The organism is Acidithiobacillus acidisediminis, assembly GCF_023277115.1.
Taxonomy (GTDB): domain Bacteria; phylum Pseudomonadota; class Gammaproteobacteria; order Acidithiobacillales; family Acidithiobacillaceae; genus Igneacidithiobacillus; species Igneacidithiobacillus acidisediminis.
In genome coordinates, this window is the sequence record NZ_JALQCS010000001.1 from 1,130,038 (window position 1) to 1,154,763 (window position 24,726).

The window sequence follows — 24,726 nt, forward strand, 5'->3', positions numbered from 1 at the left end:
TGCGGAAAAGCAAAGTAACCCCGCCAACGCGGGGTTTTTTCATGTCTTATCCCGGATTCGGCGAAGCGATGGCGACCAGGGTAGGCACGCCATCAGCCGTTTCGTAGATCTTTGCAGCCTGTTCCCAAGACACCTGTAAGCCCGCCGGGACCGTCTTCTCCAACCAGGTATGAAATTTGGTCAGCTGAGCCGCGCCGTTGGGCTGGAGCGCCGGGAACACTTGCAAATAGTAGTGCCCATCTCGATGTCCCCACAACCAGGGTTGGTCGACAACCTGGACCCGAGTGCCTGGATGCACCTGCGCAAACAAGACTTTGATATCTTGTGGCAATAGGCGAATGCAGCCGTGGCTGACGCGCATCCCCACGCCAAAGGGCTTATTGGTTCCGTGGATCAGATATCCCGGCCAAGCCAATCGTAGTGCATACTGTCCGAGGGGATTATCGGGGCCCGCCGCTACCACAGCGGGTAGGGGATCACCCGCTTCCGCGTGCTCTGCGCGCACGCTCGCCGGCGGTGTCCAGGTGGGATTGGGTACTTTGGCGACAATCTGCGTGCTCCCCACAGGCGTATTCCAACCCTCGCGGCCAACGCCAATCGGGAAAGTCTGTACCTCTTTGCCGTTTGGAGGATAGTAAAAGAGGCGCATGGCGGGAAGATTGATGACGATGCCCTGTCGGCGTGCGTCCGGCAAGATGTACTCGCTGGGCAAGAGTACGCTAGCGCCAGCCTGCGGCAACCAAGCATCTACGTGAGGATTGGCAAGACGCAGGGCGTCATAACCGATATCATTGTTCCGCGCGATCTCTGCCAGGGTATCTTCGCGATTGGCGGTAGTGTAACGGATGACGCCGACGAGAGTATTGCTGCCCGTCGGCAGGGGATAGATAACCGCACGCGCAAGACCCGCGTAGCCAACCAGCAGAAGTAATAAGCACCCACCCAGTCGCATTTTTCCTCCAGCATGATCGGTAGTTTGCCATCATCAGGTGCTGGTACAAAGCGCAGTTCACGATTGCTGATAGAACAGATCAAAGACGGTGCTGAAGCGGTTTAGGTGAGCCTTTCCTGTCCCATGAGAGACTTCCGCCTGGCCATAACTACCCAGAACGGGACAGCGGGGAAACTGTTCTTTCCACAAAAACCAATCGCTTTCGGCTGGCGCGAAAAAGCCATCGCCACGCCCGACCGAGCTGCTGATCCAGGCGAAGGCAGGTTCATCCGCGTCTGCCAGTAGCGCTCTGGTATCACGTCGGGCCGCCTCGGGATTGCGCCAGGCGAGAAAGATCTGTGCTGCTGGGTGCAGTGGACGTTCGAGCCATAAACCGCTGCGGTTGACGTCGGTGGCGACGATCTGCAGATAGCGTCGACCGTTCTTGGCATCCTCCTCACCAATCAAGAGGCGGTCCAGGGGGAGGCGACGGAATTCACGCAAAGCGAAAGGGATATGGCGTGCGAGGAGAGGAAGCGCAGAGTAGCGCTCCAGTTGCAACAGCAGGGCCCCTTCTTGACGATAGTGCGGGAACAGGGGAGTCAAAGGGCTGATTCCGGACGAACAGAATTGGCGATGTTGTAGCGGGCCGAGAAAGGTGCTGCGCAGGAAGGGAACGCTTTTCCGGTACTGCCAGAACCAGGAATTATTGACCGCGACGCTCCCGAGGTCCGCGCTAGCGCTGTGCAGCTCCCCATCTTCCAGGAGGCGCGGTATGGTCCAAAGCAGCTCAGCGACCCCGCGCCTGCCCAGTCCGCTCGGTGGGCTCAGTAGGAGGACGGCACAGCCTGGCTGGCCGAGACAATGACCGGCGTCACTGAGGATCCCCGGGAAAGAGCCTGCACAAATCTGCACGCAAGACAGACGCAGTGCCAGCCGTTCCAGCGCCGCTGATGGTGCCGGTAGCTGCGCCGGACTGAAGGCAATCAGCGCAGCACTGATCGGTCTGCCCGCCGCCTTTTTCTGGGCCTGTGATAGCGCCGCATCGAGAAGTTGTTCTGCAGTCCGATTTCCTGTCGCAAAGCCGGACCAAGCCAAGGCTTCAGGCAATGGTCTTTTCCGGCCAGGTGCAGCAATGTCGCAAGACACAATCGGTACAGTGCGGCCGGCGCGCGGTACAGGTATAGCGCCCATGCAGAATCAGCAAATGGTGCGCATCCTGTAGGTATGTTTCCGGTACGACCTGCACGAGGCGATCCTCGACCGCGCGGGGGGTCTTCCCAGGAGCAATGCCGGTTCGGTTGGCGACGCGAAAGATGTGGGTATCGACGGCAATGGTTGGCTCGGCAAAAATTGTATTGAGAACGACATTTGCCGTCTTGCGGCCTACCCCGGGTAATGATTCCAATGCTGCCCGATCGTGCGGAACCTCCCCCCCATACTCGCGCAACAGAATTCCCGCCAAGGCATGGACGTTCCGCGCCTTGGTGTTGAAAAGCCCAAGATGACGAATATGTTCGCGAATTTTTTCTTCGCCCAGGTCCCACAGGCTTTGGGCATCGGGTGCCGCCGAAAAGAGACTTGCGGTACAGAGATTTACGGTTCGATCCGTGCTCTGCGCCGAGAGGACGACGGCGACCAGGAGTTGAAAAGGGGAATTGTAGTGCAATTCTGTGCGTGGCTCGGGAATCGCTGCCCGCAAGGCAGAAAAGCAACGCTCGATCGTCTCCTGGTCCATGGAAAATCCCGCGTGAGCGGGACGACCGCCATCAGACGTGCCGGTAGCGGCCGATTTCTGGGGCCTCAGGGCGAGGGTGTTGAGCACAGACAGCGTCGGCTGCCTTCACCCACTCGTGATGTTCCTCCTCCAGGGCATGCAGGGCATCATGGTCCATTTTGGGGAAGATCGCGCCTTTGATGAATTCGCCGAGATCCAGCAGTCGGGTGGCGATGGCATAGCCATGCAGATGGAAATCATGATCTGCATGGGTGCCGAAGTGGAAATGTTCACCGGTGAACAACACCCCCTTGCTGGCTTTCAGATCGGGATCGTTAAGAACGTAGTTCTTGGTCCATTCGTACCACGCTTCAAAGTATTTTTCTTGCGCCTCCAGACTCCAGTCATGCGCCTCGAAAAAGGCATAGACGGAAACGCGGTTGGCTTTGCCGGAGAACGGAAAATGACCTGCCATGGACTGCTCCTGTGTGCGAGGAAAAACTGCGCCAGTATAGACGCGAAGACCCTTTGTCGGATAGTCAAGGTTTTTTTAGAGGGAATAATGATCTCCAATGACCGGGCAGTGATAAGGCAAGTCGCGCTCGCGCAGGATTTTGGCGATACCCTCGCGGCCATTGTCCTCGCCATGGACCAAAAACGTGTGTCTGGGGCGTTGTTCCGCCCCATACCAGTGCAATAATTCGTCGTGGTCGGCATGGGCGGAAAAGCCACCAATGGTATGGATCTTGGCGCGCACCTGAATTTCTTCGCCGAAGATATGCACCGTCTTGGCGCCGTCGATGATGCGTCGCGCCAGGGTCCCCTGGGCGGCGTAACCAACGAAGATGACACTGCTGTCGGCCCGCCACAGATTGTGCTTGAGATGGTGGGTGACGCGCCCGCCACTGGCCATGCCCGAGCCCGCCATGATCACCGCTCCCCCATGAATCTGGTTGATCTGCATGGATTCTGCGGTCTCACGGGTGAAGTGGAGATTGGGTAGGGCAAAGGGATCCGTGCCATGATGCAAAATCTGCCCCGTACTGTCGTTGAAACACTCCGGATGGCGGCGAAAGATCTCCGTCGCAGAGATTGCCATGGGGGAGTCGAGAAACACCGGCAATTGTTTGGGAAGTTCTCCGGCTTCGGTCATCTCGCGCAGGAAATAGAGCAGGTCTTGGGCCCGTTCCAGGGCGAAAGTGGGGATGATGGCATTCCCACCACGTTGTAGCGTATCCAGAATGGCGTCACGCAGTTCTCCGATGGAGGGCTGCATGGCCTTGTGCAGTCGATCACCATAGGTGCACTCCATCACCACGACATCTGCCATCGGCGCGGGGCTGGGGCTACGGATGATCGGCTTGCCGACATTGCCAAGATCGCCGGAAAAGACGAAGCGCTGGTGCTTGCCATTTTCTTCCGCATCGATAAAGACCCAGGCAGAACCGAGGATGTGTCCGGCATCGCCAAAGCGGACCCGGATGCCTGGGCAGAGCTCGATCTCCTTATCGTACTGGGCGAGGCGTCCAAAGTGATCCATCGCATCGAGGACATCCTGCATCTCGTATAAAGGAACTTGCTCTGCCTCGCCGTGCCGGGCGCCCCGGCGATTGGCGCGTTTTGCCTCTTCCGCAGCTAGACCGGCGGAGTCCAGCATGACCAGTCGCGCGAGATCGCGGGTGGCGGAAGTGCACAGGATTTCGCCGCGAAAGCCCCGATTGACGAGAAGGGGGATACGGCCACAGTGATCCAAGTGGGCGTGGGTGAGGAGCAGGAAGTCTATGGCGGCGGGATCGAATCCGAAATCCGCAGCATTTTCCTTGCCGATATCCCCTTCCCCTTGAAAAATACCGCAATCGACCAAGATTTGGCGGGCGCCTATTTGTAGGTGATGGCAGGAACCCGTGACGCCCCCCGCCGCGCCGTGAAAGGATATTTCCATGATCCGTACTCCTCGTTGTTGTCGTATATTTTGATCATGCGCTCGGCTGGAGTTGTCTGTAAAGGGCCGCATATTCCTGCGCTGCGCGCTGCCAGCCATAGTCGCCGGTGATACCGCGACGTTGCAGCTCCTGCCAATGCCCGCGGTGCTGAAAATGACGCAGGGCACGGTATACAGCATCACGCAGGGCGCCAAGTTCGGCAGGTGCAAAGACGAAGCCATTGCCCCTGCGCGCATCCTGGTCAACGTCGCGCACGGTGTCGGTCAACCCGCCGGTCGCGTGCACAATAGGTGGACTCCCATAGCGTAGGCTGAACATCTGGTTGAGGCCGCAGGGCTCAAAACGCGATGGCATGAGAAAGGCATCGATACCGGCTTCGATCCGGTGCGCCAGTCCTTCATCAAAGCCGATGTGGACAGCAAACTGGCCTGGATGTGCATGGGCCAGTCGCCTCGCTTCGTCTTGATAGTGTATCTCCCCACTGCCGAGCAGGACGACCTGGATGCGTTCCCGTAGGAGTTCCGGGAGGAGTTGCAGGATCAGATCCGTACCTTTCTGATCCACCAATCGGCTGATTACCCCCAACAAAAATACGTCTGAATCTGGATAAAGGCCGAGTTGGCTCTGCAATGCACTTTTGCAGCGCGCCTTACCGCCAAGATTTTCTGCGTCATAGTGGGCGATCAGATAGGGATCGGCGGCAGGATTCCAGCGCCGATCATCAATCCCGTTGAGAATGCCGGTCAATACGCCACTACGTGCTTGCAGTAGGCCGGTGAGTCCCATGCCAAAGGCTTCCGTCTGAATTTCCTGCGCGTAGCGCGGGCTCACCGTGCTCAGCGCATCGGCATAAACGAGACCGGCCTTGAGGAAGGAGAAGCTGCCATAGAGTTCGGTACCCTCCGGATGGAAGTCGGCCGCGGGCAGGTGCAAGGAACCCAGGAGGGTGGGTGGGAAACGCCCTTGATAGGCCAAATTGTGGATACTGAGCAAGGTTGCTGGTCGCGGCGCACCGATGCGACCTTCCAGTGCCAATAAGTACGGCGCGAGAGCAGCCTGCCAGTCGTGAGCGTGCAGCAGATCCATCCGACCTGGCAAAAAGCTGATCCGCCCCTGTGCCAGCTCGACGCCCATGCGGTTGAGGTAGGCATAGCGCATGGCATTGTCGGGCCAATCCTGACCATAAACATCCTGATAGATGCCGCCCCGCTCATAGAAGCCCGGCTCCCGCAGAAATAGGGTCTGCGGCTCACCCCGCAAACTCCACAGCTCACCCTGACGGTCGGTATAGGGTGGCGTGAAGCTGCCGAGATATTGCAATTGCTGCAGTTCCGGTTTGCCGTAGTAGGGCTGCAAGACCCAGGTTTCGATGCCGAGCGCTCGCAACTGTCCCGGAAGAGCACCGATAACGTCGCCGAGCCCCCCGGTCTTCGAGTAGGGAGACATTTCCGACGCAAGAAAGAGAACCCGCACGTTGCGCTCCTGGACCACAAAAATTGTGGTAAAAATAACACCACCGGCGACGCGCGCCAATTTTGAAAGTTCCCGATGCCTGCCGTAGTATGCCGGAAACCCATGCTCGACTGCGGAGAAGATGGCAATGGAAGTCTGTGAGCGCTTCAAGGAGTTTCGTGAGAGAAATCGTTGTGTCGTGTACTTCCCCAACACGCACAACGAGGAAGAGCCGGAGGCCTACAGTACCTTTCTTGCGCTGATGCGCGTGCAGATGGGGATCATGATCCTCGCTCCCGATCGCGAAGAGCGCTTCGAGCCGGTCTATCGTGACGCCCTCAAATACCATTTGCAGACGATCCGCCACAGTCGTTTGTTCACCAGCTACGTTCCGATCAAGACTCGGGTGTATTTTGTCGAGACGATTGCAATGCGCGATGCATTTTACGCCTGCGCAGATTTTTGTGTTCCCGGAGGTACGTTGATGGGGGGCGCGGTAGATTTAGAAAGCCCCATCCGGGCCGGTTGTCCCCTGCTTCTCGGGCCGAGGATGCCCGATACCGCAGAGCGGCGCGGTCTTTTGGAGGCAGGCGCAGCGCGGTATGCCAAAACCAGTGAAGAGATGGTCGAGCAGGCACGCGATTGGCTCAAGGATCCGGCAAGCGCCCGCGAGGTGGCTGCCAAGGCACAAAGCTGGTGGCGCGCCCAAGGCCGTGCCCTATAGTGCTTGCTTAACGGGTTGGGTTGCTGTCGACCTGAAACGGATACAACGACTCATAAAAATTGTCCATCGCCGCGCCCTGGGTATCGTAGCCGGTCACCTGAATGCGACCATCTTTGACTTGCAGGTAGACGTGGCAGGCCCGCGCGCTGGCATTGCTGGGCGCCGCACCGAAGAGAAAAGCCGGACCCCCAGCCCCACAGGCGGGCGCTACGGCAGCGCGGTTCCACTCGCGCAATAAGGCTTGGCTCCACCGTTCTGCATTGCTGCCTACCCAGAGGGCGCGGTAGTTTGCCCAGGCCGAGCGGGTATCTCCACGGATGGCGGGATCCGCTTGCAGCTCCATCTGCCGTTGATGCAGAAAATCCATGGCGCGCAGCGCAAGGCTGAGGTTGTTCCGTACGCTGTCCTGAGCCCGAATGACCTTCCAGCTCAGCACCGCGGCAAAGAGCCCATAGAGGCCAATGATGGCGAAGAGCAATAGTGCGAAGCGACGGCGAGCGACGATGCCGGGTATCATCAGACCGGGCGCCGGGAATCGTTCTTCTCGCGCTTGGCGGCATTTTCAGCAGCGCGGCGCTCGGCCAAGGTGCCCAGCTCGTAATGAATCATCAGGCGATTTTCCTTGGCAAAATGGAGAATTTCCTTGTATGCCTCTGGACGGAGCTGCTCCAAGGCCTCATCCATGATGATCGCGGCATTGCCATTGATGGTGGCTGGCTCGATCATCGGCAAATAGTGGATCTTGTGGTCACTGCCAAAGTGGGCGAGCCCCACACCCTCGATGAGCATCTGTGCCCAAGCCGAGGGGCGGAACTTGCCACCCTGGTCATTGACTCCCTCGATGATGATCATGGCGCCCCCTTTCTCTTCAGCGCGCCATAGCATAACCCAAGAGCTGCCGGAGCGGAAAAGACGAGCACGGACATGGATTCCGAGGATCTCAATCCTCGCCGTCCGGCCCTTTGCCGTAGCTGCTGAGGTACTGCGCGAAGGCCGTGCCAATTTCTGGGTGGCACAGGGCAAAATTCACCGTCGCCTGCAAATATCCCAGTTTGTCTCCACAATCGAAGCGCTGGCCGCTGAAGCGATAGGCCAGGACCTGACGCTCGCTGAGCAGTTTGGCGATGCCATCGGTGAGCTGGATCTCACCGCCCGCCCCGGTCGCAGTATTTTCGAGAAAGTGGAAGATCCGCGCCGGCAAGATATAGCGCCCGACGACACCGAGATTCGATGGCGCCTCCTCCGGTTTGGGCTTCTCCACGATACGACTGACCTGGTAGATCTGCTCGTCCCAGGCGCGGGCTTCGACTACACCATAGCGGGTACTGTGTTCATAAGGGATTTCCTCGACCCCGAGGATGCCAGCCTGGTACCGGTCATGCTGTTCCACCATCTGTGCCAGCACCGGTTGATCGGCCAGCATGAGATCGTCAGCCAACAGCACGGCAAAGGGCTCGTCCCCCACCACTGGACGCGCCATGGAGACGGCATGACCCAGCCCCAGAGGATAGGGCTGACGCAGGTGAATGATGCTGACATTGCTGGGAACAATGGCGCGAACCTGCTCAAGCAGTGCGTTTTTGCCCTTCTTCTCCAGCTCGACCTCGAGCTCATAGGAAACGTCGAAGTGGTCGGCAATGGCGCGTTTGCCACGTCCGGTGATGAAGATCATCTGATCACAGCCGGCAGCAATCGCTTCTTCTACCGCATACTGGATCAGCGGCTTATCGACTACCGGTAACATTTCTTTGGGGCTGGCCTTGGTGGCAGGTAGAAATCGCGTGCCCAGGCCCGCTACTGGAAAGACCGCCTTACGTACACGATCCATGTTTCTGCACTCCCATTGGTTGAGAAATTAGTTACCCGAGCTCTGAGTGGCCTGGGTTAAGGGATTTTTCGCGGCTCGCGCGACCGCTGCCAACCCCCCCCGCCATGGCAAAGCGGAGCGCTTGCTGTGGGCTGAGGTCAGGCAGCGGAATGATCTTGCTGCGCGGCACTACACAGGTAAACCCACCAACGCCATAGCTCATCGGAATGAATACCGCGACACAGTCCTCGCCCGCAATTGTCGGCAGTTCCGGCAGATGATCCCGAGTGATCAGGCCCACCAGATAGCCCATGTCGCCTTCCTGACGCAGTAGCACGGCGCTGCGAAACCCCCGCTCTTTTCCACCGAAAAGGAGTTCGACGGTTTCCTGTATGGTGCTGTAGATGCTGTGCAGGACGGGAATCCGTTCCAGCAGCGCGTTCAGGCGCTCAAAGATCCATGCGGTAAGCACATGGGAGGCGAGAAACCCAACCGCAAAGATACAAAGCAAGGTCAAGACAATCCCGAGTCCCGGGATGTCCATGCCAAAGATGGCCTGAATAGGGGCGGCAAAGATGCTATCCACCCAGCCGCCAACCATCAACACGACATAGATGGTAAGACCAATGGGCAAGGAGATGAGCAGACCCTGAATGAACCAGCGGCGAGGGTGCCAGTGCCGCTGCGGGGTCAGCTTCGGTTTGGGCATTGGCAGCATAGCGTTGATGTGGCCTCAGTCAGCAACATAGAAAGAAGTATACGCGCGACCGCCCCTAAAGATCACCCTCGGCGATGCCTCGGCTTTCCTCATCCCCCTTGAAGTCCTCCGGGCGCAACTGATGTTTGCGCATCAGTTTGTACAAATCAGTGCGATGACGCCCGGCAATCCTCGCGGCACGAGAGATGTTGCCAGCCGTACTGCGCAGTAACTGTTGCAAATAATCACGCTCAAAATTGGCCTTCGCATCCTGCAGTTGTGCGAAAGTGGGAGGGGTCGCAGCGCGTCCGGTACCGGGGATGCTCGCGGCGGAAATCCAGTCCGTGGTGCTTAATGCAATGGCTTGAATAACGGCATTTTCCAGCTCGCGCACATTGCCCGGCCAGGCGCGTTGCAACAGTTTGTCCAGGGCTTCGGAGGTAAAACCCTGAATATCTCGACCCAGGCGGGCTGCTTCGCGGTCGAGGAAATGCTGTGCGAGGAGCAGGATATCCTCGGGTCTTTCCGCGAGGCTGGGTACCCGAAGGGGAATGACGTGCAAGCGATAGTAGAGATCTTCGCGGAATTGCCCTGCCGCGAGGAGGGCGTGAATGTCCTGATGGGTAGCGCTGATGATCCTTAGGTCGACCGGGTATTCCTCGCGTCCGCCCACCGGACGTACCTTGGCCTCCTGCAGCACCCGCAGCAATTTGACCTGGAGAGGAAGCGGCAGGTCCGCCACTTCATCGAGAAAGAGGGTTCCGCCGTGCGCGCTCCGTAACAAACCGGGGTGGTCAGAGATCGCCCCGGTGAAGGACCCCTTTACATGACCGAAGAGCTCACTTTCGGCGACATCGGCGGCAATCGCGCCACAGTTGATCGCCATAAATGGCCCGTCCTTGCGTAAGCTGGCCGCATGGATGGCGCGTGCTACGCGCTCTTTGCCGGCGCCGCTCTCGCCAGATAGAAAGATACTGGCTGGGGTCGCGGCAACGCGTGCCACATCGTCCATCAGCGCAGCCATGGCGCGACTTCGATAGAGAAGAGAGCGGCTTGCTTGCTGCCGCAGTGTTTCCCGCAGCTGTCGGCTTTCCTGCTTGCTTTGCCATTGCTCCAGGGCTGCCTGCACCAGCTCCTGCAATTCCTCATGCCGAAACGGCTTGGCAAGGTAGCCGAAGGCATTGGCGCGCATGGCGGCAACAGCATTGGGGATGCTACCGTGCGCGGTCAGCAGCAAAACCGGTAGTTCTGGATCCAGCTCCCGAACCCGCTCGAGGAGTTCCATCCCGTCAATCTCTGGCATGCGCAGGTCGGTAATCAGCAAATCCGGCAGGCTGATTTCAAGCTGCTCCAAAAGGGCTGCTGGGTGAGCAAAGCTTTGCACCTGATGCCCCTCGCTTTCCAGCCATAATCCCAGGACGCGCAAAAAATCTGGATCATCATCTACCACGTAGATCGTGGCCAAGGGCGGCTCTTCCCTCATGGTGCTTTCTCTCCCAGACTTTTTTTGGCTTCGGAGTGCAAGAGGGAGTTCAGCTGCGCAAGCTTCTCCTGGTGTGCTGCATTTTCCGCCTTTAGCTGCTGTAGTTGTGCCCGGAGTGTAGCGGTACTGGCGCTATGCTGTCCGTTTGGAGAGGATGGGCGTGCCGCGAGCTTGAGCCAGGAGGCGGTCAATCTGCGCCAGGGTTCGATTTGCGTGGCCAACGCCGGATTTTGCGCTGCCAGATTCAACTCGGAATTTGCCGCCGCAACGCTCGTGCGCGTCAGGATGGGTTGCTCTAGATACTGACGCGCCAAGGCCAGGTGAATCTTCCCGCAGGCGAGTGAGCCTGCCGCACCGCAGTCAGCGAGGGCCTGCAATAAGGGTTGTGCCTTGCGGGGCTGCGTTGCGGGCAAACGCTGTACACACCCGCTTAGCAACAGACTGAAACAGAGGAGATAGAGCGCATGGCGTCTGAGCATCAGGTATCACCATAAGGCAGCCAGAATTCTGCCACTAGGCCAGGGTTGCTGTTGCGTACAAAAATTTTGCCCCCTTGCGCCTCGACCAGTTCGCGTGCGATGGGCAGGCCCAGGCCCGTACCCTTGCTCAGGTAGCCCTTTTCCTGCACCTGAAAAAATTCCTCGAATACCCTTTCCAGCAATGGCTCGGGAATCCCCTTGCCATAGTCGCGCACGGAAAAGTGTACGCCGTTTGTGCCATCCTCGACAGAAATCTGAATGGGCCCTGCTCCTGGCGCATACTTGCAGGCATTGGTAACCAGATTGCTGAAAATCTGGAGGAGGCGCTGCGGGTCGGCCCGTACTTTTCGCTGCGTGTGGCAGCGGATCTCGAGCTGCTGGTTTTTCTGCGCCAGGTAACTGCGAAAGCGTAGTTCAAATTCTCGTAACAAGGCATCGGGATCAAGCGCCTCTATATGACAATCGAGGTTGCGTGCACGCAAGGCATGCAGATCGAGCATTTCCTGAATGGCGAGGAACAGCTCCTGCATTTGCCGGGTAATGATTTCGAGGATTTCCTTTTGGCGCTGATCCAGCGTTCCAAATCGTTCACTGAGGAGCAGATCTGCGCCGGAACGGGCGGAGGCCAGTGGGGTCTTTAGCTCATGGGAAATCTGACTGAGAAAGACGTGACGTGATTTTTCCTCTTCCTCCAGGCGCTCCTGCATCAGGGAAATGCTCTTCGCCATGGCGCGCAATTCTGGTGGTCCCCTTTCGGCAACCAAGGCGCTTTTCCCGGCAGCGATGTCGTCCAAGGCCGCGCGTATGGCCAGCATGGGACGGGTGAGACTGACCTTTACGCGCCAGCTTACCAGTGCGGCAAGGATTGCGCTCAGTAAGACCAAGGCCAACATGAGCCAGGTAGCCTGTTGTCGAGCGATCTCGACCTGCTTCGCTTCGTGTTGAAAGAGCTGTTGTAAGTCGTCGTTCAGCTTGTCCAGTTGGGTATCGAGCACGCCCTGCTGCGGCTGGAGCGGTTTCGGGCTGGCTTGCAGAAGTGCCTGTAGTTGCCCTTGCACAGCGCGAACATCGGCCTCGATCTGGGGATACGGTCCCAGTTTTGGTTGCAGACGATTGAGCTGACTGAGCTCCTGCTGCAGCAGATGCAGGGCGGCTTCTCGATACCCTTGTTGTGGCAATACCTCGGCCAAACGTTCATAAAATTCGGCTTGCTGCTGCAACGCGCTGATCTGCAGCGCATCCCGTTGTAGCGGAATGGCTACTTGGAGCAGGGTGTCACTACTTTTCTGCAGGGTATGTACCGCGTGGAGCGCAAAAATACTGATTGCCGTCACCCCGATGACGATGAGGAGTGCGAACCAGAGCACTCGCCGCAGCAAGGAACCGCGCGGCAGGTTACCATCGTCAATCGCTGCCGATGGGAAGGGGCTAGACATCCGACGGATGTCATGGATGGCTGCAAAAGGTCGCATGCCTGACAGTCTATCGCGTCGCGGCATTTTCGCTACTGTAGCCATTTGACCACGGTGGGCGCGACGTTCGGAGGGCTAAGCTGCCGATTTGGCGAGCCCCGCGCTTTTGGCATGTCGATTGCATTAGAAAAAACGAATATTCTGATACACGCCAGGAGCTCTGCCATGCATTTATTGGTTCTTCAGAAACCGGGATATCCTCACCGCTATGCATTGATTTCCCGTGAGGGCGAGCTGCTGTTGCTCGATTTCCATCAGGAGACCTTGGAAGAGGATTTGGATACGGCTTTAGCTGTCGTCGCGGAACCAGGTCGAGTGTTGATTCTGCAGACGCACTCGGACCCCGCCTTGCAAGAGGCACGGGAGCGTCTACATCTGCTTTTGCCAGAGGCTGACAGTCTTGTGCCAGAGGATGATCTGTCTGCCTTGGCACCACGTCGCTTTGGCCGGCATGGGCTCCAGATCCTGCCGATGGGCTTTGGTTTCTGGGGCTACGCACTGGGGAATTACCTTTTCCTGGGGAGTGTGCGGGATCGAACTGGGCGCTGGCGCGGCGATGCGGAGGGCAGCAAGCTGGTCGCGCAGCACGGGGCAGAGCGACAGCGTCTATGGGCTTTCCCTGCTACTGCGGAAAAGGTGATCGACTTAGCGCTTCTGCGTGCTCGCCGCGCTGCCTGAGCTGTGGGCGGCATCGTCGAGGAGCTTGCGTGCCGCGCTACGCAGCCGGGCATCGATTTCGCTTCCTCCCAACATGCGGGCAATCTCGTTCGTCCGCTCGTCTGGGGGTAGGAGGCGTAGTTGGCTTTCGGTCTGCCCATCACGCACGATTTTTTCCACATGCAGATGCTGGTGTCCTTGCGCCGCGACCTGGGGCAAGTGGGTTACGCACAAGACCTGATGGGTTTTGCCCAATTGGCGCAAGAGCTTGCCGATGCGCTCGGCTACCGCACCGCCGACGCCCACATCGACCTCGTCAAAGATCAAGGTCTCGACCTCATCGAGCTTGAGCAACACTTGCAGGGCGAGGCTGATGCGCGCCAGTTCACCGCCGGAGGCCACCATGGTCAAAGGCTGCGCCGGATGCCCTGGATTCACGGAGATCCAGATTTCCAGGTGATCCCATCCGCTGCTTGACCAGTGCCTTTCCTCCGCCTGGGTACGCAGGCGTAGTTCGACGATTGCATGTTGCATACCCAGGGCGCGTACCTGTTCCTGCACGGCTGCAGCCAATCGCGGAGCTGCGTCTTGGCGTGCCCTACTAAGGATTTCGGCCTGCTGCTGATATTGCGCCAGACAATGACGCAGGAGTTCAGCGGCGGCGGCCAGGGGATCTCCGGCGCCACGGTCCGAGCCAAATTCTGCTGCCAGTTGCGCCTGCAAGGCGAGGAGGCCGTCCATGTCGGTGCGATGTTTGCGTTGCAGATCCTGTAGTTCCTGCAGACGGCGCGCGACTTGCGCAAGGCGTTCTGGTTCTGCCTCCAAATGGTGCAGATAGTTGCGTAGTTCTTCGATCGCCTCGCTCATCTGGATTTCCGCGGCTTGGAGGAGCTCCATGCTGTTCGTTAGCTGAGGATCCTTCTGTGCTGCTTGGCCAACGCCTCGCTGTGCCTCCCCCAGACGCAGCAAAGCACCGCCTTCTTCATCCAAAGCTACGAGGGCGGTGTCCACCCCCGCACGAATCTGTTCAACCGCCGCAAGGCGACGCTCTTCCTCTTGCAGTTCTTCCCATTCTCCCGGACGCAGAGCGACACGTTGCAATTCCTGGTGGAGAAATTCCCGCCACTCGCGCTGCGCGGCGTGGTCGGCTTGTGCACTACGGCGCTGCTCCCAATCCTGCCGTGCCTCCCGCCAAGCACGCCAATGCTGCCCTACGACAGCAAGCTGTTCTCCACTGTTGGCAAAGCGGTCGAGAAGGGCGAGCTGCCGCTCGGGTTTGAGCAACTGCAGGTGGGCATGCTGGCCAAGGATGTCGAGTAATAGCGTGCCCAGCTCGCGCGCCTGCTGACTGCTGATGGCGCGACCATTCAGGAAGAGGCGACTGCGCCCCTGGAGTGGGAGAAGGCGACGAACAATGATCTGCTCCTCCATCTCGAAACCTTGTTTGTTCAGCCACTGCTCTGTTTGAACCGTCCCTGCAAAGATGCCTATGATTTCTGCCTGCTCGGCACCATGCCGCACCATCTGTGGCGTGCCCTTATCCCCCATGAGCAAGGAAATCGCATCGATGAGGATGGATTTCCCCGCACCGGTTTCTCCGGTAAGCACGGTGAGCCCTTCATGAAACGCAATGTCGAGCTGACGAATCAGCGCAAAGTCCCGTATCTGTAGGTCTAGTAACATCAATCCTCGCCGGGGGGTTCGGCCCAATGCAGTTTGCCACGGAGTATGGCAAAGAAGTCCTGTTCCTGAGGATGAATGAACAGCGCCTCGCAATCGGCGCGATGCACATGGATTTCGTCGCCCGTAACCATGGGAAAGGAGCTGTGGCTATCGAGACTGAGGGCAGCGGGGTAACGGGCAGTGATCAATTTGAAACGCAGCGGTAAGTGATCCGGAAGTACGATTGGTCGCGTGCTCAAGGTGTGGGGGCAGATCGGGACGAGCAGTAAGGCGCGTAGCTCGGGCGTAAGAATCGGGCCGCCAGCGGAGAGGGCGTAAGCGGTGGAACCCGTGGGAGTGGAAAGGATCAGGCCATCTGCTCGCTCGGTATACAGTTGGCGGCCATCCAGTTGTACGCCGAGTTCAATCATGCTCTCGCCGCAGCCCTTGTGGACGAAGACCTCGTTCAATGCCAGGCCGGCACCGACCAAGCTTCCCTCGCGCCACAGCTCGGCGTGCAGAACGCTGCGTCGATCCTCCACGTAGGCACCCTGGAGAATGGGCGGGAGCGTCTTGATGATGTCCTGCAAAGAGATGTCCGCCAGGAACCCGAGACGTCCCATATTAATGCCCAGGATGGGTACGTTGCGCCCCGCAAGCTCCCGCGCCGTGCTGAGCAGTGTGCCGTCACCCCCCAGAGTGATTACCAGATCACCCGGCAATGCTTCATCCAGGGAACAAAAGGCGGGAGTCTCGAGAAAATCCTGCTGATGGCGGACGTCGACTCGTAGATCGCAGCCCCAGTGCTGCAGCTGAGTGGCCAGCTGGCGCAGGGCGGGAACCACCCCACTATCGCGATATTTTCCCAGCAAAAAGATGCGCGCGAAAGACGCCATGGGGTTCCTCTTGGTGTGTGCTGCTATGGTAACCCATGGCCGCAATGCGCGCAGTAGCGATCATCGGGAGCGACGGTCTGACCACAACGGGAGCAATAGGCTACCACAGTAGTCGCCGTCGTCGGTGGGCTCGGCAGGGGAGCCGCTACCGGGGCGGACGGCGCAACGGACCCTTGCTGGGACCCTCTTTTTTCATCAAGCAGCGCCCAGATGAGCGAGCCCAGCCAGCCCAAGAGACTCCAACCCAAAAACAGGTTCAGCAAGAAGATGGCCAGAAAATTACGCGCGGAACGAGAATAGGCGATGACACTAGGAATGAAATAAATGGCCACGCCTACGGTGATTGCGGCGATTACCGCAATCATCATCATGGATCCGAAGAATAGGTGGTCCATATGTCCTCCACGCCACATGCCTTGATTATTTCACAAGCGGAGGGATCCGGCGACACAGCAGAACGACACACGCAATGGGCAGGGATTCCCGGATCTTGGGGTGCAGACCGGAGGACATCCGGGGGCCTTCTTCGGAATCCCCAGAGCGACTATCATCGGACAATGGCCAACAAAATTCTTACCCCCGCACAGATTGCCTATCTGCAGCTCCTGGATGTGCCTGTCCCGGAGGGACTCGCGACTCGGGCCTTGCCCGCCACCCTGCAGCAGAAAGAGGCAGCAGCGACCAGGAAGCGCAGCGCAGATCTATCGTCGGTAGATTTCATGGCAGACATCCCAGTGCTCTCGGCGGAGGCGCCACTGGCGGAGGAGCCCTCCCGGCATAACGATCTAACGAAAGGTAAATCCTCATCTGAAATTCTGGTGCCACCATCCCCCGGCGAATCGTCACAGCAGGAGCGAGCGGAACGCATTTCGCGCATGGACTGGCCTCTGCTCGAGGCCAGTATTCACGCCTGTCGAGCCTGTAGTTTGGGCGAAAGTCGTCAGCATGCCGTTGTCGGGGCGGGGACGCGCCCCGGCCCGTGGCTCTTCGTCGGAGAGGCGCCTGGGGCGGAAGAAGACCGCCGCGGCGAGGCCTTTGTGGGGCGTGGGGGACAGTTGCTCGACGCCATGTTGGGGGCTATGGGCCTCAGCCGGCAAGAGCAGGTCTACATCGCCAATGTACTGAAATGCCGTCCGCCGCAGAATCGTGATCCGCTGGGACCCGAGGTGCACGCCTGCCTCCCTTTTTTGCAACGGCAGATCGCCTTGTTGCAGCCACGGATCATTGTTGCTCTGGGGCGTTTCGCCGCACAAAGCCTGTTACAGAACGCGGAGCCCTTGGCGAATCTGCGTGGTACCGTCCAACGCTATGATTCGATTCCGCTGATTGTGACCTACCATCCCGCTTATCTCCTGCGCAATCCCATCGAAAAACGCAAGGTGTGGGAGGATCTGAAGCTTGCCCTGCAAACTTATGCCGATTTGCCGCAGGGTAGAGAGGCCAGCGCCTCGGCCACGGAGTAGCGCGGCTGCCAAGCAAGCTCTTCCTTTGCCCGGCTGCAGTCCACCAGCAAAGGGTATTCGAGGCCAAGAAGCCAGCCAGGGTCACCCAATCGCCGGGTGAAGGGACGCAGGCGCTGGTGTAGCCAATGGATTTGCCGCGGGCTAATCGGGAGTTGTCTTCGGCGCGGAATCTGTGACCAGGGTATGGGGTCATCCGCAGCAATATTGAAGCTGCCAGTGGCGCGCTTCTCCCAAGCTGTCAGTATCGCCGTGGCTGCATCGTCCTCGTGCAGACATTGGATCAGCAGATCGGGATCGCGCAACCGCAGTCCCCAGGGGGCGCAGGCAATGGCATTGACCAAAGGTTGGGCTTGTGACCCGACAATGGCGTGTAGCCGTAATCGGCTCAGATGCATCCTTGGGTTAGCCGTCGCAAATTGCTGCATCAGCCGTTCCACTGCCGCCTTGTCTTCGGCGTAGGCAAAGCCTGGCGGAGGACGCAGCGGTTGCTCCTCTCGGATCACCCTTGGATTGTCTGGCCAGGCCCCATACGCGGCAACGCTGCTGCTATAGACAAAGGTCTTGACCTGAGCGTGCGCGGCCGCAACCAGGAGACGTTGCGTACCGTGGCGATTGATCGCCGCCATCTCCTGGCGCCAGCGTCTTTCTGGACCCAATCGTGGGCTGAGTACGACAAAGGCAAGGTGAATGACGCTGTCGACACCGGCCAGTAACTCGCCCCAATTGCAGTCCCGTAGATCGCCCTGTCGCCAATGCAGACGTGGATGTTGCGTGGTGCCGGTCACGCGATCGAAGGCAAGGACCTCTGGTGCCGATGGATGGGCGAGGAGTTTGGGCAGCACAACGCTGGCAGTATGCCCGGCAGCGCCCGTGAGCAAGACGCGGCTCATGCTGCGTCGGCGCGATGCTCTGCCAAGCTGGGCAAGACCTCCTCGGCCAAGAGTTGTAGCGAACGCCGGGTGACGACAGAGGAAACCATACCCGCGCCTACTGCCAAGAGGAGACGATCCACCCCGGCGCGGGCATAGCGCGCCAGGCCTTTGCGGCATTGCTCTGGGTTGCCGACCACCACCATGCCCATGCTCTCCAGGAGGCGCAGACTGAGTCCGCGGCGCAGCAAGGGCTCAAGAAAAGCGAGGCGATGGTAGTATTCGTAGCTTTCACGAAGTTGCGCCAGTACCGGTCGGGTCTGGTCCAGCAGGCGCTGGTAGTACCAGGTGAATCCCTCGGCCAGATGACGGGCCTCGGCGGCATCTTCCAGGCAGAGGCAGCCAATGGTCATGGCGAAACGCGGATTGAAGCTCGAGCTCTGGGCCTGTGGGCTTTCCCGAACAGCGCGCCGATAGGCCTTCAGATCCTGTTTGATCAGGAACCAGGGTTTGAAGGGCCCGCTCAAGACGCCAATACCTTCTTGCGCGGCCCAGCGAAAGGTTTGTGGGCTGACTGCAGCAACCCAGAGCGGCGGGTGTGGTCGTTGCACGGGTTTGGGCAGGATGTCGATGTCATCGAGCTGGTAGAGGGTACCTTGATGCTGGACGGGCCCCGACCCGGCAGCGCGCAAAATCGCCAATCCCTCCTGCAGATGCAGACGACTGTCGGCCATCTCGGCGCCGAAGATCTGGTATTCCCGTGGTGAAAAACCGCGACCGATGCCCACGTCCAGGCGGCCATTGCTTAGCAGGTCCAGCACGGCAACGCGCTCGGCAACCCGCACCGCATGGTTATAAGGGAGAGCGATCACTGCGTGGCCGAGGCGCAGGCGCTGAGTGCGCTGGCTGGCTGCGGCAAGAAACAGTTCCGGTGCACTGGAATGGGAGTATTCCCGCATGAAATGATGTTCCACCAGCCAGGCACCATGAAAGCCGAGCTCGTCCGCCAGAGCGAGTTCATCCAGGGTTTCGTGGTATACTTGCGCCTCGCTACGAGGAAGGTGGGCGGGTACCGCCAATTCGTAGAAGAGATCCACCTGCATGATTCGGGAGACTCCATGTCTGCACACACGCCACGGCAAATTGTCGAGCGCCTGGAAATTGCCATCCTAACATCAGAGCAGATGCGCCTGCACTGGGTCGATGAGCGGGATCAAACCCACTACATGAGTGTTGTCTTGCCCCTGAGCTTTGAAGAAGGCGAGCACGCCGACTTCCTGCACTGCCGAGTGCTGGAGGATAACGTAGAGCTGCGCGTGCGCGTAGATCTCATCCAGAATCTTCCGACACCCGTCAAGTAAAGTCTTTCGTGCTCTCACACGAAATCTGTACTTCCTTCGTCTTCTTCCCACTCCGGTCCGCGCAAAAGGACCTGACGATAGTGACGCAGTTCCGCAAGCGATTCACGAATATCACTCAAAGCTTCGTGGCGTTCTGATTTCTGGAATCGTGCAAGCTTGGGATACCAGCGCGCACTCAGTTCCTTCAAGGTTGAGACATCGATCAGCCGATAGTGGAAAAATCGCTCCAAGCGCGGCATGTGCTGCGCGAGAAAGCGACGATCCTGGCAGACACTGTTACCACACAGGGGGGAAGTTCCGGGTGTGACGTGGGCCTGAAGGAAATCTAAGGTTTGGGTTTCCACGGCGGCAAGATCCAGGCGACTGGCGCGGACACGCTCGATCAATCCAGAGGCCCCATGGGTGCGCTGATTCCAGTCATCCATCGCGCGTAGCACGGTTTCGTCATGGTGTACTGCTAGGACTGGACCTTCACAGATAACCCGTAAGTCGTTATCGGTAACGATACTCGCAATTTCGAGGATGTGATCCTGTTGGGGGTGGAGACCCGTCATCTCGAGGTCAATCCAGACTAAGCGTTGACTCTTGGGATCCATCAGCTCTCCTCATTGGCGATGCTATATGGTAGCATGAGGATGCGCGGACAAAAAAAGACGGGCGAGTGCCCGTCTAATAGCCGCAAAACAACCGCTACAAACTTTTTGGCTTGCAGGTCTGTGCCTGTTTGCCGTGATTCTTACGCTCCGTCATCATCGTGAGGCTTGGGTAGATCGCCTTCCTTGTTGGTTAGATTGCCAGAGTAATGTTTCCAGAATATTTCCGGTTGTAGGGTCCTGGAAACCGGCTAGAGCCGACAAAAAAAGACGGGCGAATGCCCGTCTAATAGCCGCAAAACAACCGCTACAAACTTTTTGGCTTGCAGGTCTAGGCCTGTTTGCCGTGATTCTTACGCTCCGTCATCATCGTGAGGCTTGGGTAGATCGCCTTCGTTGTTGAGAAGGTTGCCAGAGTAATGTTTCCAGAATATTTCCATTTGAAGTGTCTTGGATACCGGCGTGGAGCTGAAAAAAAAAGACGGGTGAAGACCCGTCTAATAGCCGCAAAACAAGCAATTGGAGAGGCTGACAAGCATCTGTCGGCGCGTCCACTGGTCTGGATTCTACAAGACAATTGTTTCAAAATTGTTTCCAGGGCTTCTTGGGGCGGATTATGGCGGTTGTGCTTATCGTTGATGACGATCTGCGATTGGCGCAGATGTTGAAGGACTTTCTGGAGAAAGAGGGGTTTGCTGTCCAACTGGCCGGTAACGGTGCTGAAATGTGGCGGCAGCTGGCTCACGGTGAGATCGACCTCATTGTGCTGGATTGGATGCTTCCGGGCGGCAAGGATGGCATAGCGCTCATCAAAGAACTTCGCGCCAAGAAAGCGCCGCCGGTGTTGATGCTATCGGCGCGAGGGGATGACGATGATCGCATTGTCGGGCTGGAGAGTGGGGTGGATGATTACCTTCCCAAGCCGTTCAATGCTCGCGAACTGTTGGCTCGCTTACGGGCGCTCTTGCGTCGCCAGGGGCGGGAGGAGCCAAGCCCCTCTCAGCAATTTGGCCGTTTTCGCCTGGATTTTACCAAGCGACGCTTATTTGCCGATGGTCAGGAAATGGAGCTCAATCCTGCCGAGATGGAGCTTTTGCTCGTTTTTGCCCAACGACCACGGCGTATCTTGAGTCGTGATACCCTGTTGCAAGTTCTAGGTGGTGAAGAAGATGGTCGTTTTGATCGCAGTATTGATGTGCGTGTCACCCGTCTGCGCAAGATCATAGAAGATAATCCCAAGCAGCCCCGCTTCCTACTTACGGAACGCGGGGCGGGGTATCGCTTTGAACCGGATCAGACAGTCCCGTAACCCAAGTCTTGGCCAGTGATGCGCTGCGTCCACAGCACCTGACCGCGGGTATTCTTGCAGGTTACGAGCAGGTCCCGGTCCCGGCCATGCCCCTGAAAATCGAGACTGCAATAGTTTCTTTGTTCTACCAGGGTGCCCGGCACCCGCCAAGGATTGTGATCGCCTTTGGCGGGGCCGGAGTTGAGGGGGGAACTGGTGATTTCCCACAGAGGGTAATCATGCTTGCCGCTGTAGCGCGGACGTTCCCGTCGCATGAGTTCACTGATGTGGCGATCCCCTGACAGAAAGAGAACGCCGGGGATGCGGGTATTCTGCAGCCAGTCGAGAAACTCCTGACGCTCTTCAGTATAGAGGTTCCATCCTTCGTAGGCGTCATCATCATTGAGCATCTGGCCCCCGGCGGCGATGATCTTGAAGCGCGCATGGGAGTCGAGTAGGGCGTTTTTTAACCACGCCATCTGAGCGGGGCCAAACATGACCTTTTGGGCCGACTCTGGGCTGGCGTCGGCACTTCGATACCAGCGATCGTCGAGCAGGAAGAAATCGGCGTCATACAGGCTGTACTGAGTGAACACGCCGGGTGTGCCGGGCAGGCCGAAACTGGGATTGGGCCAGTAGTGCTGGAACAACTGCCGGGCCGCTGCCTTGAAAACAAAGCTGCTGTCACTGTCGTTGGGGCCGTAGTCGTGATCGTCCCAGATGGCGATCTGCGCGGTGCTGTTGAGAAAGCCCTGCAAAGGCGCAAAGGCCCGGTCAGACCAGTAGCGCAGGGCCATCCCGGCGGGGCTATCTAGGTCGCCCTCGCGGAAATACAGATTGTCCCCCAACCAGACCATGAGTGCGGCCTGCTCAGCAGTCATGGCTTGGTAGATCTCGTAGCCACCGCCGTAGGCCTTACCGGGACGGTCATAGGGTGCGTCGTTGATGTAGGCGCAGGAGCCCGTCAGGACTTTGAAGTCCGGGGCGGGTTTGCGCCAGCGCCATAGTTCTGGGGTCCAGACCACTGGTCCGGGTTCCGGAAGGGCTGTGCCGTCCAGCAAGACCTGAGTGTGATAGCGTGTTCCTGGCTTCAGGTTGTTCAAGCTCAGGGTGGCGGTGAAGAAGTCCTCGGCCAGGGTCTGTACCGGCGTGGTCAGTTGACGTGCGGAGTCCCCCTCGGCGTAGTAGGCGATCTGTACCTGGGCCGGACCTTGGGTCTGTAGCCAGACCGTACCAGAACGACCCGTCGGATAGCCCATCATGGGGCCGGCGTGGAGTGACTTGGTCTTGCCTTGGGCCAGCAGGACCTCGGGCCAACTGACCCCGGCCAGACCGCCCAGGAGAGCGGACTGCTGTAGAAATCGGCGACGAGTAATGGACATGGGTGCTCCCTCTAGTTGTTGATATGTGGGTATTACGAGTCGTGGAGTACGAATGCGACCCAGACTTGCAGGTCGAAACTTTTGCCTTGCAGGCCCGCCGGTACGGGGGGCAACTTGGCTTGGCGCACGGCGGCGAGGGCCGCAGCATTGAAGTCATCGAGGCTGCCTTTCTGGACGATGCTCACCCGGGAGACCCGTCCGTCTTGTAAATAAAAGCGCACCAGGACCTTGCCACTCTGTCCCAGCATCCGCGCGGCCTCCGGGAAGTGGACTGCCGCCTGGATGGCGCCTTTGACTTGAACCAGGTAATCCGCCTTGACCGCAGCACTCACCGGCGGCGGGCTGGGTGGTGGCGTTTCCTTGACCGGAGGTGGTGGTGGGGCTTGTACCGGACTGGGCAGGGGGCTCGGCGGTGTCACCGTCTTGATCGGTGCCAGCGTGGGCCGTGGAACCGGGCGCACTATGGGTCTCGAGGTAGGCTTGGGCGCCACCTGCCGTGGCGGTGTCGGGGTCGGCTTGGGCTTGGGGGGTGCTGGCGGCAAAGGTTTGGGAGGCTCTGGCTGCACCAGCTGTAGGGTCATGGGCGGCAGCGCCGGTGGCGGAGGCGGAGTGCTCCGGTTGCTCTCCCAGAGCAAGAGGCCAATCAGGGCCGCCTCGGCCACCAGCGCCAGCATCAAGGCAGGTTTCCCCTTGCTGGGCTGGCGACCATCCTGGATCAGTTGCCCCAAGTCCTGAAGGGGCAGGGGAGGGACGGCGTTCATGGTTGGGCTTCTGCTTTGGCAGCCAAACCGATGGCCGTGACCCCTGCAGCGCGGCAGGCGTCCATGACCTTGACCAGGGCTTGGATGTCGGCGTTCTTGCTGGCAGCGATGGTGACCTGGGTATTCGCCGGATCTTGGGCATGCAGTGTTGCCGTGAGGGCGCTGAGGCTGATGGCTTTGCCATCCAGATCTACCTCCCCAGCCCCATGGAGGTTGAGGACGACTTTGGGCTTGGGCAGGGCCTGGGCGGTGCCGGAGCCTGGCATGTTGGCGGGTAGGCCGCGATCGGGGATCATGTGGATCGTGATCATGATAAAGAAGATCAACAGGAACAGCATGATATCGATCATGGGAATGATCTCTACCCGTCCCTTGCGCACTTCCAGATACTGCATGGCTCAGGCCTCCTGGGCGGCGTGGTAGACCGGCTTGGCCGAACTAATTTCTAGGGCCTGCTGATGGCTCAGTCCTTCCAGACGATTCACCAGCATGGTCCGTAGGGTTTCCATCTGATGCACCACCAGGCGCATACGATTGTGCAGACCGTTGAAAGTGACCAGGCCGATGATGGCAATGACCAGACCCGCTGCGGTGGCCAAGAGGGCCTCGGCCACGTTACCGGTGATCGCAGTCGGGTTGTTACTGACGTTGTTCAACACCTGGAAGGCATGGAACATGCCGACGATCGTGCCCAGGAGCCCGAGAAGGGGCGCCAAGGTGATGGTGGTGTCGAGGATCCAGAGGCCACGGTCCAAGGTAGGCACCTGTCGCATGACGACTTCCTGCAGGACTTCCGACAAGCGGCCGCTGTCCTGAATCTGGGGGTAGCGCAGGGGCACCTCCAGCAACGGTTTGAAGGGGGCGGGGGTGCTCTCGGCCAGGGGGCTCAGGCTGGATGGACGCAGATCCGGCAGACTATCCAAGGCTTGGGCCGTTTGTTCGCCCAGATGGGTCATGCGGTTCAGGTACAGAAAGCGCTCAAAGCTGACCCAGAGCACAATGAGCAAGAGAATGGGCATGATGAACAGGATGCCCCCGGAATGAGCGGCAATTTGGGCGAGTTGGGAAAAATTCATGAGCAGACCTCAA

28 protein-coding genes are annotated in these 24,726 nt (G+C 58.9%); 5 read left to right on the forward strand and 23 right to left on the reverse strand.

Annotated elements, in window-relative coordinates:
- Positions 1 to 46 precede the first annotated feature (46 nt).
- The 6 genes from M5D89_RS05805 to glgA form a co-directional block, all read right to left on the reverse strand.
- A complete protein-coding gene (locus tag M5D89_RS05805) occupies positions 47 to 952 on the reverse strand; it encodes a L,D-transpeptidase family protein (RefSeq protein ID WP_248884892.1) in 906 nt (301 codons plus the stop codon).
- A 57-nt stretch (positions 953 to 1,009) separates the two neighbouring features.
- Positions 1,010 to 2,041: a histidine kinase gene (locus M5D89_RS05810; protein ID WP_248884893.1), complete on the reverse strand. Its 1,032-nt coding sequence runs from the start codon at positions 2,039 to 2,041 to the stop codon at positions 1,010 to 1,012.
- Positions 2,034 to 2,669, reverse strand: a complete 636-nt coding sequence (gene nth, locus M5D89_RS05815; protein WP_248884894.1) for an endonuclease III — start codon at positions 2,667 to 2,669, stop codon at positions 2,034 to 2,036. Before nth ends, M5D89_RS05810 begins: the two co-directional genes overlap by 8 nt.
- A 31-nt stretch (positions 2,670 to 2,700) precedes the next feature.
- A complete protein-coding gene (locus tag M5D89_RS05820) occupies positions 2,701 to 3,123 on the reverse strand; it encodes a hypothetical protein (protein WP_248884895.1) in 423 nt (140 codons plus the stop codon).
- Positions 3,124 to 3,198: 75 nt separating this feature from the next.
- Positions 3,199 to 4,590, reverse strand: coding sequence for an MBL fold metallo-hydrolase RNA specificity domain-containing protein (locus M5D89_RS05825; protein ID WP_248884896.1), 1,392 nt, complete (start codon positions 4,588 to 4,590; stop codon positions 3,199 to 3,201).
- A gap of 34 nt (positions 4,591 to 4,624) precedes the next feature.
- A complete protein-coding gene (gene glgA / locus M5D89_RS05830; RefSeq protein ID WP_248884897.1) occupies positions 4,625 to 6,124 on the reverse strand; it encodes a glycogen synthase GlgA in 1,500 nt (499 codons plus the stop codon).
- A 67-nt stretch (positions 6,125 to 6,191) separates the two neighbouring features.
- Here glgA and M5D89_RS05835 point away from each other — a divergent pair, with 67 nt between their 5' ends.
- Positions 6,192 to 6,767, forward strand: coding sequence for a 3-deoxy-D-manno-octulosonic acid transferase (locus tag M5D89_RS05835; RefSeq protein WP_248884898.1), 576 nt, complete (start codon positions 6,192 to 6,194; stop codon positions 6,765 to 6,767).
- A gap of 7 nt (positions 6,768 to 6,774) precedes the next feature.
- On the opposite strand, the gene M5D89_RS05840 is transcribed toward M5D89_RS05835, so the two are convergent.
- From M5D89_RS05840 to M5D89_RS05870, 7 genes are all read right to left on the reverse strand, one after another.
- Entirely contained in the window at positions 6,775 to 7,284 is a 510-nt protein-coding gene (locus tag M5D89_RS05840; RefSeq protein WP_248884899.1) for a hypothetical protein, read from the reverse strand.
- The gene (locus M5D89_RS05845; protein WP_248884900.1) at positions 7,284 to 7,619 is read right to left on the reverse strand and encodes a DUF3579 domain-containing protein; all 336 of its coding nucleotides are present in this window, start codon (positions 7,617 to 7,619) and stop codon (positions 7,284 to 7,286) included. Before M5D89_RS05845 ends, M5D89_RS05840 begins: the two co-directional genes overlap by 1 nt.
- 88 nt (positions 7,620 to 7,707) lie before the next feature.
- The gene (galU, locus tag M5D89_RS05850) at positions 7,708 to 8,595 is read right to left on the reverse strand and encodes a UTP--glucose-1-phosphate uridylyltransferase GalU (RefSeq protein ID WP_248884901.1); all 888 of its coding nucleotides are present in this window, start codon (positions 8,593 to 8,595) and stop codon (positions 7,708 to 7,710) included.
- Between the two features lie 31 nt (positions 8,596 to 8,626).
- Positions 8,627 to 9,283 carry a DUF502 domain-containing protein gene (locus M5D89_RS05855; protein ID WP_248884902.1) on the reverse strand — a complete coding sequence of 219 codons (657 nt, stop codon included), beginning with the start codon at positions 9,281 to 9,283 and terminating at the stop codon, positions 8,627 to 8,629.
- A 64-nt stretch (positions 9,284 to 9,347) separates the two neighbouring features.
- Positions 9,348 to 10,754: a sigma-54-dependent transcriptional regulator gene (locus M5D89_RS05860; RefSeq protein ID WP_248884903.1), complete on the reverse strand. Its 1,407-nt coding sequence runs from the start codon at positions 10,752 to 10,754 to the stop codon at positions 9,348 to 9,350.
- A complete protein-coding gene (locus tag M5D89_RS05865; protein WP_248884904.1) occupies positions 10,751 to 11,233 on the reverse strand; it encodes a hypothetical protein in 483 nt (160 codons plus the stop codon). The genes M5D89_RS05860 and M5D89_RS05865 overlap by 4 nt, the downstream gene beginning before the upstream one ends.
- Positions 11,233 to 12,669, reverse strand: a complete 1,437-nt coding sequence (locus M5D89_RS05870) for a sensor histidine kinase (RefSeq protein WP_248884905.1) — start codon at positions 12,667 to 12,669, stop codon at positions 11,233 to 11,235. The genes M5D89_RS05865 and M5D89_RS05870 overlap by 1 nt, the downstream gene beginning before the upstream one ends.
- Before the next feature lie 201 nt (positions 12,670 to 12,870).
- Here M5D89_RS05870 and M5D89_RS05875 point away from each other — a divergent pair, with 201 nt between their 5' ends.
- On the forward strand, positions 12,871 to 13,383 hold the full coding sequence (locus M5D89_RS05875) for a hypothetical protein (RefSeq protein WP_248884906.1): 513 nt from the start codon (positions 12,871 to 12,873) through the stop codon (positions 13,381 to 13,383).
- Here the strand turns inward: M5D89_RS05875 and recN are convergent.
- From recN to M5D89_RS05890, 3 genes are read right to left on the reverse strand one after another with little or no spacing between them, the layout of a single operon-like run.
- Positions 13,351 to 15,045, reverse strand: coding sequence for a DNA repair protein RecN (gene recN / locus M5D89_RS05880; protein ID WP_248884907.1), 1,695 nt, complete (start codon positions 15,043 to 15,045; stop codon positions 13,351 to 13,353). The two genes, M5D89_RS05875 and recN, sit on opposite strands and share 33 nt — an antisense overlap.
- A complete protein-coding gene (locus tag M5D89_RS05885; protein ID WP_248884908.1) occupies positions 15,045 to 15,920 on the reverse strand; it encodes an NAD(+)/NADH kinase in 876 nt (291 codons plus the stop codon). Before M5D89_RS05885 ends, recN begins: the two co-directional genes overlap by 1 nt.
- Positions 15,921 to 15,943: 23 nt before the next feature.
- On the reverse strand, positions 15,944 to 16,315 hold the full coding sequence (locus M5D89_RS05890; protein ID WP_248884909.1) for a superinfection immunity protein: 372 nt from the start codon (positions 16,313 to 16,315) through the stop codon (positions 15,944 to 15,946).
- A 162-nt stretch (positions 16,316 to 16,477) separates the two neighbouring features.
- Between M5D89_RS05890 and M5D89_RS05895 the strand changes: the two genes are divergently transcribed.
- Entirely contained in the window at positions 16,478 to 17,383 is a 906-nt protein-coding gene (locus M5D89_RS05895; RefSeq protein WP_248884910.1) for a uracil-DNA glycosylase, read from the forward strand.
- Here the strand turns inward: M5D89_RS05895 and M5D89_RS05900 are convergent.
- Both M5D89_RS05900 and M5D89_RS05905 read right to left on the reverse strand, forming a co-directional pair.
- Positions 17,332 to 18,273: an NAD-dependent epimerase/dehydratase family protein gene (locus tag M5D89_RS05900; protein WP_248884911.1), complete on the reverse strand. Its 942-nt coding sequence runs from the start codon at positions 18,271 to 18,273 to the stop codon at positions 17,332 to 17,334. The genes M5D89_RS05895 and M5D89_RS05900 overlap by 52 nt on opposite strands.
- Positions 18,270 to 19,355 carry an LLM class flavin-dependent oxidoreductase gene (locus M5D89_RS05905; protein ID WP_248884912.1) on the reverse strand — a complete coding sequence of 362 codons (1,086 nt, stop codon included), beginning with the start codon at positions 19,353 to 19,355 and terminating at the stop codon, positions 18,270 to 18,272. Before M5D89_RS05905 ends, M5D89_RS05900 begins: the two co-directional genes overlap by 4 nt.
- Positions 19,356 to 19,370: 15 nt before the next feature.
- Between M5D89_RS05905 and M5D89_RS05910 the strand changes: the two genes are divergently transcribed.
- Positions 19,371 to 19,613, forward strand: a complete 243-nt coding sequence (locus tag M5D89_RS05910) for a hypothetical protein (protein ID WP_248884913.1) — start codon at positions 19,371 to 19,373, stop codon at positions 19,611 to 19,613.
- A gap of 14 nt (positions 19,614 to 19,627) precedes the next feature.
- Here M5D89_RS05910 and orn read toward each other — a convergent pair whose 3' ends face one another.
- The gene (orn, locus tag M5D89_RS05915; RefSeq protein WP_248884914.1) at positions 19,628 to 20,209 is read right to left on the reverse strand and encodes an oligoribonuclease; all 582 of its coding nucleotides are present in this window, start codon (positions 20,207 to 20,209) and stop codon (positions 19,628 to 19,630) included.
- 613 nt (positions 20,210 to 20,822) lie between these two features.
- On the opposite strand from orn, the gene M5D89_RS05920 reads away from it, so the two are divergent.
- Positions 20,823 to 21,515, forward strand: coding sequence for a response regulator (locus M5D89_RS05920; protein ID WP_248884915.1), 693 nt, complete (start codon positions 20,823 to 20,825; stop codon positions 21,513 to 21,515).
- On the opposite strand, the gene M5D89_RS05925 is transcribed toward M5D89_RS05920, so the two are convergent.
- From M5D89_RS05925 to M5D89_RS05940, 4 genes are read right to left on the reverse strand one after another with little or no spacing between them, the layout of a single operon-like run.
- Complete coding sequence (locus M5D89_RS05925; RefSeq protein ID WP_248884916.1) at positions 21,500 to 22,876, reverse strand: alkaline phosphatase D family protein; 1,377 nt, start codon at positions 22,874 to 22,876, stop codon at positions 21,500 to 21,502. The two genes, M5D89_RS05920 and M5D89_RS05925, sit on opposite strands and share 16 nt — an antisense overlap.
- 32 nt (positions 22,877 to 22,908) lie before the next feature.
- Positions 22,909 to 23,637 carry a TonB family protein gene (locus tag M5D89_RS05930; RefSeq protein ID WP_248884917.1) on the reverse strand — a complete coding sequence of 243 codons (729 nt, stop codon included), beginning with the start codon at positions 23,635 to 23,637 and terminating at the stop codon, positions 22,909 to 22,911.
- On the reverse strand, positions 23,634 to 24,032 hold the full coding sequence (locus M5D89_RS05935) for an ExbD/TolR family protein (protein ID WP_248884918.1): 399 nt from the start codon (positions 24,030 to 24,032) through the stop codon (positions 23,634 to 23,636). The genes M5D89_RS05930 and M5D89_RS05935 overlap by 4 nt, the downstream gene beginning before the upstream one ends.
- A 3-nt stretch (positions 24,033 to 24,035) precedes the next feature.
- A complete protein-coding gene (locus M5D89_RS05940) occupies positions 24,036 to 24,713 on the reverse strand; it encodes a MotA/TolQ/ExbB proton channel family protein (protein ID WP_248884919.1) in 678 nt (225 codons plus the stop codon).
- Positions 24,714 to 24,726 lie beyond the last annotated feature (13 nt).

What these genes read in the sequence shown, in the direction of transcription:
- M5D89_RS05875 (WP_248884906.1), top strand. Translation starts at nt 12,871, where the DNA reads ATGCATTTATTGGTTCTTCAGAAACCGGGATATCCTCACCGCTATGCA.
- M5D89_RS05825 (WP_248884896.1), bottom strand. Translation starts at nt 4,590, where the DNA reads ATGGAAATATCCTTTCACGGCGCGGCGGGGGGCGTCACGGGTTCCTGC.
- M5D89_RS05835 (WP_248884898.1), top strand. Translation starts at nt 6,192, where the DNA reads ATGGAAGTCTGTGAGCGCTTCAAGGAGTTTCGTGAGAGAAATCGTTGT.
- recN (WP_248884907.1), bottom strand. Translation starts at nt 15,045, where the DNA reads ATGTTACTAGACCTACAGATACGGGACTTTGCGCTGATTCGTCAGCTC.
- M5D89_RS05920 (WP_248884915.1), top strand. Translation starts at nt 20,823, where the DNA reads ATGGCGGTTGTGCTTATCGTTGATGACGATCTGCGATTGGCGCAGATG.
- M5D89_RS05905 (WP_248884912.1), bottom strand. Translation starts at nt 19,355, where the DNA reads ATGCAGGTGGATCTCTTCTACGAATTGGCGGTACCCGCCCACCTTCCT.
- M5D89_RS05890 (WP_248884909.1), bottom strand. Translation starts at nt 16,315, where the DNA reads ATGGACCACCTATTCTTCGGATCCATGATGATGATTGCGGTAATCGCC.
- M5D89_RS05910 (WP_248884913.1), top strand. Translation starts at nt 19,371, where the DNA reads ATGTCTGCACACACGCCACGGCAAATTGTCGAGCGCCTGGAAATTGCC.
- galU (WP_248884901.1), bottom strand. Translation starts at nt 8,595, where the DNA reads ATGGATCGTGTACGTAAGGCGGTCTTTCCAGTAGCGGGCCTGGGCACG.
- M5D89_RS05930 (WP_248884917.1), bottom strand. Translation starts at nt 23,637, where the DNA reads ATGAACGCCGTCCCTCCCCTGCCCCTTCAGGACTTGGGGCAACTGATC.
- M5D89_RS05940 (WP_248884919.1), bottom strand. Translation starts at nt 24,713, where the DNA reads ATGAATTTTTCCCAACTCGCCCAAATTGCCGCTCATTCCGGGGGCATC.
- M5D89_RS05935 (WP_248884918.1), bottom strand. Translation starts at nt 24,032, where the DNA reads ATGCAGTATCTGGAAGTGCGCAAGGGACGGGTAGAGATCATTCCCATG.
- M5D89_RS05870 (WP_248884905.1), bottom strand. Translation starts at nt 12,669, where the DNA reads ATGTCTAGCCCCTTCCCATCGGCAGCGATTGACGATGGTAACCTGCCG.
- M5D89_RS05885 (WP_248884908.1), bottom strand. Translation starts at nt 15,920, where the DNA reads ATGGCGTCTTTCGCGCGCATCTTTTTGCTGGGAAAATATCGCGATAGT.
- M5D89_RS05855 (WP_248884902.1), bottom strand. Translation starts at nt 9,283, where the DNA reads ATGCCCAAACCGAAGCTGACCCCGCAGCGGCACTGGCACCCTCGCCGC.
- M5D89_RS05845 (WP_248884900.1), bottom strand. Translation starts at nt 7,619, where the DNA reads ATGATCATCATCGAGGGAGTCAATGACCAGGGTGGCAAGTTCCGCCCC.
- M5D89_RS05820 (WP_248884895.1), bottom strand. Translation starts at nt 3,123, where the DNA reads ATGGCAGGTCATTTTCCGTTCTCCGGCAAAGCCAACCGCGTTTCCGTC.
- M5D89_RS05895 (WP_248884910.1), top strand. Translation starts at nt 16,478, where the DNA reads ATGGCCAACAAAATTCTTACCCCCGCACAGATTGCCTATCTGCAGCTC.
- M5D89_RS05865 (WP_248884904.1), bottom strand. Translation starts at nt 11,233, where the DNA reads ATGCTCAGACGCCATGCGCTCTATCTCCTCTGTTTCAGTCTGTTGCTA.
- M5D89_RS05925 (WP_248884916.1), bottom strand. Translation starts at nt 22,876, where the DNA reads ATGTCCATTACTCGTCGCCGATTTCTACAGCAGTCCGCTCTCCTGGGC.
- nth (WP_248884894.1), bottom strand. Translation starts at nt 2,669, where the DNA reads ATGGACCAGGAGACGATCGAGCGTTGCTTTTCTGCCTTGCGGGCAGCG.
- orn (WP_248884914.1), bottom strand. Translation starts at nt 20,209, where the DNA reads ATGGATCCCAAGAGTCAACGCTTAGTCTGGATTGACCTCGAGATGACG.
- M5D89_RS05860 (WP_248884903.1), bottom strand. Translation starts at nt 10,754, where the DNA reads ATGAGGGAAGAGCCGCCCTTGGCCACGATCTACGTGGTAGATGATGAT.
- M5D89_RS05900 (WP_248884911.1), bottom strand. Translation starts at nt 18,273, where the DNA reads ATGAGCCGCGTCTTGCTCACGGGCGCTGCCGGGCATACTGCCAGCGTT.
- M5D89_RS05840 (WP_248884899.1), bottom strand. Translation starts at nt 7,284, where the DNA reads ATGATACCCGGCATCGTCGCTCGCCGTCGCTTCGCACTATTGCTCTTC.
- M5D89_RS05805 (WP_248884892.1), bottom strand. Translation starts at nt 952, where the DNA reads ATGCGACTGGGTGGGTGCTTATTACTTCTGCTGGTTGGCTACGCGGGT.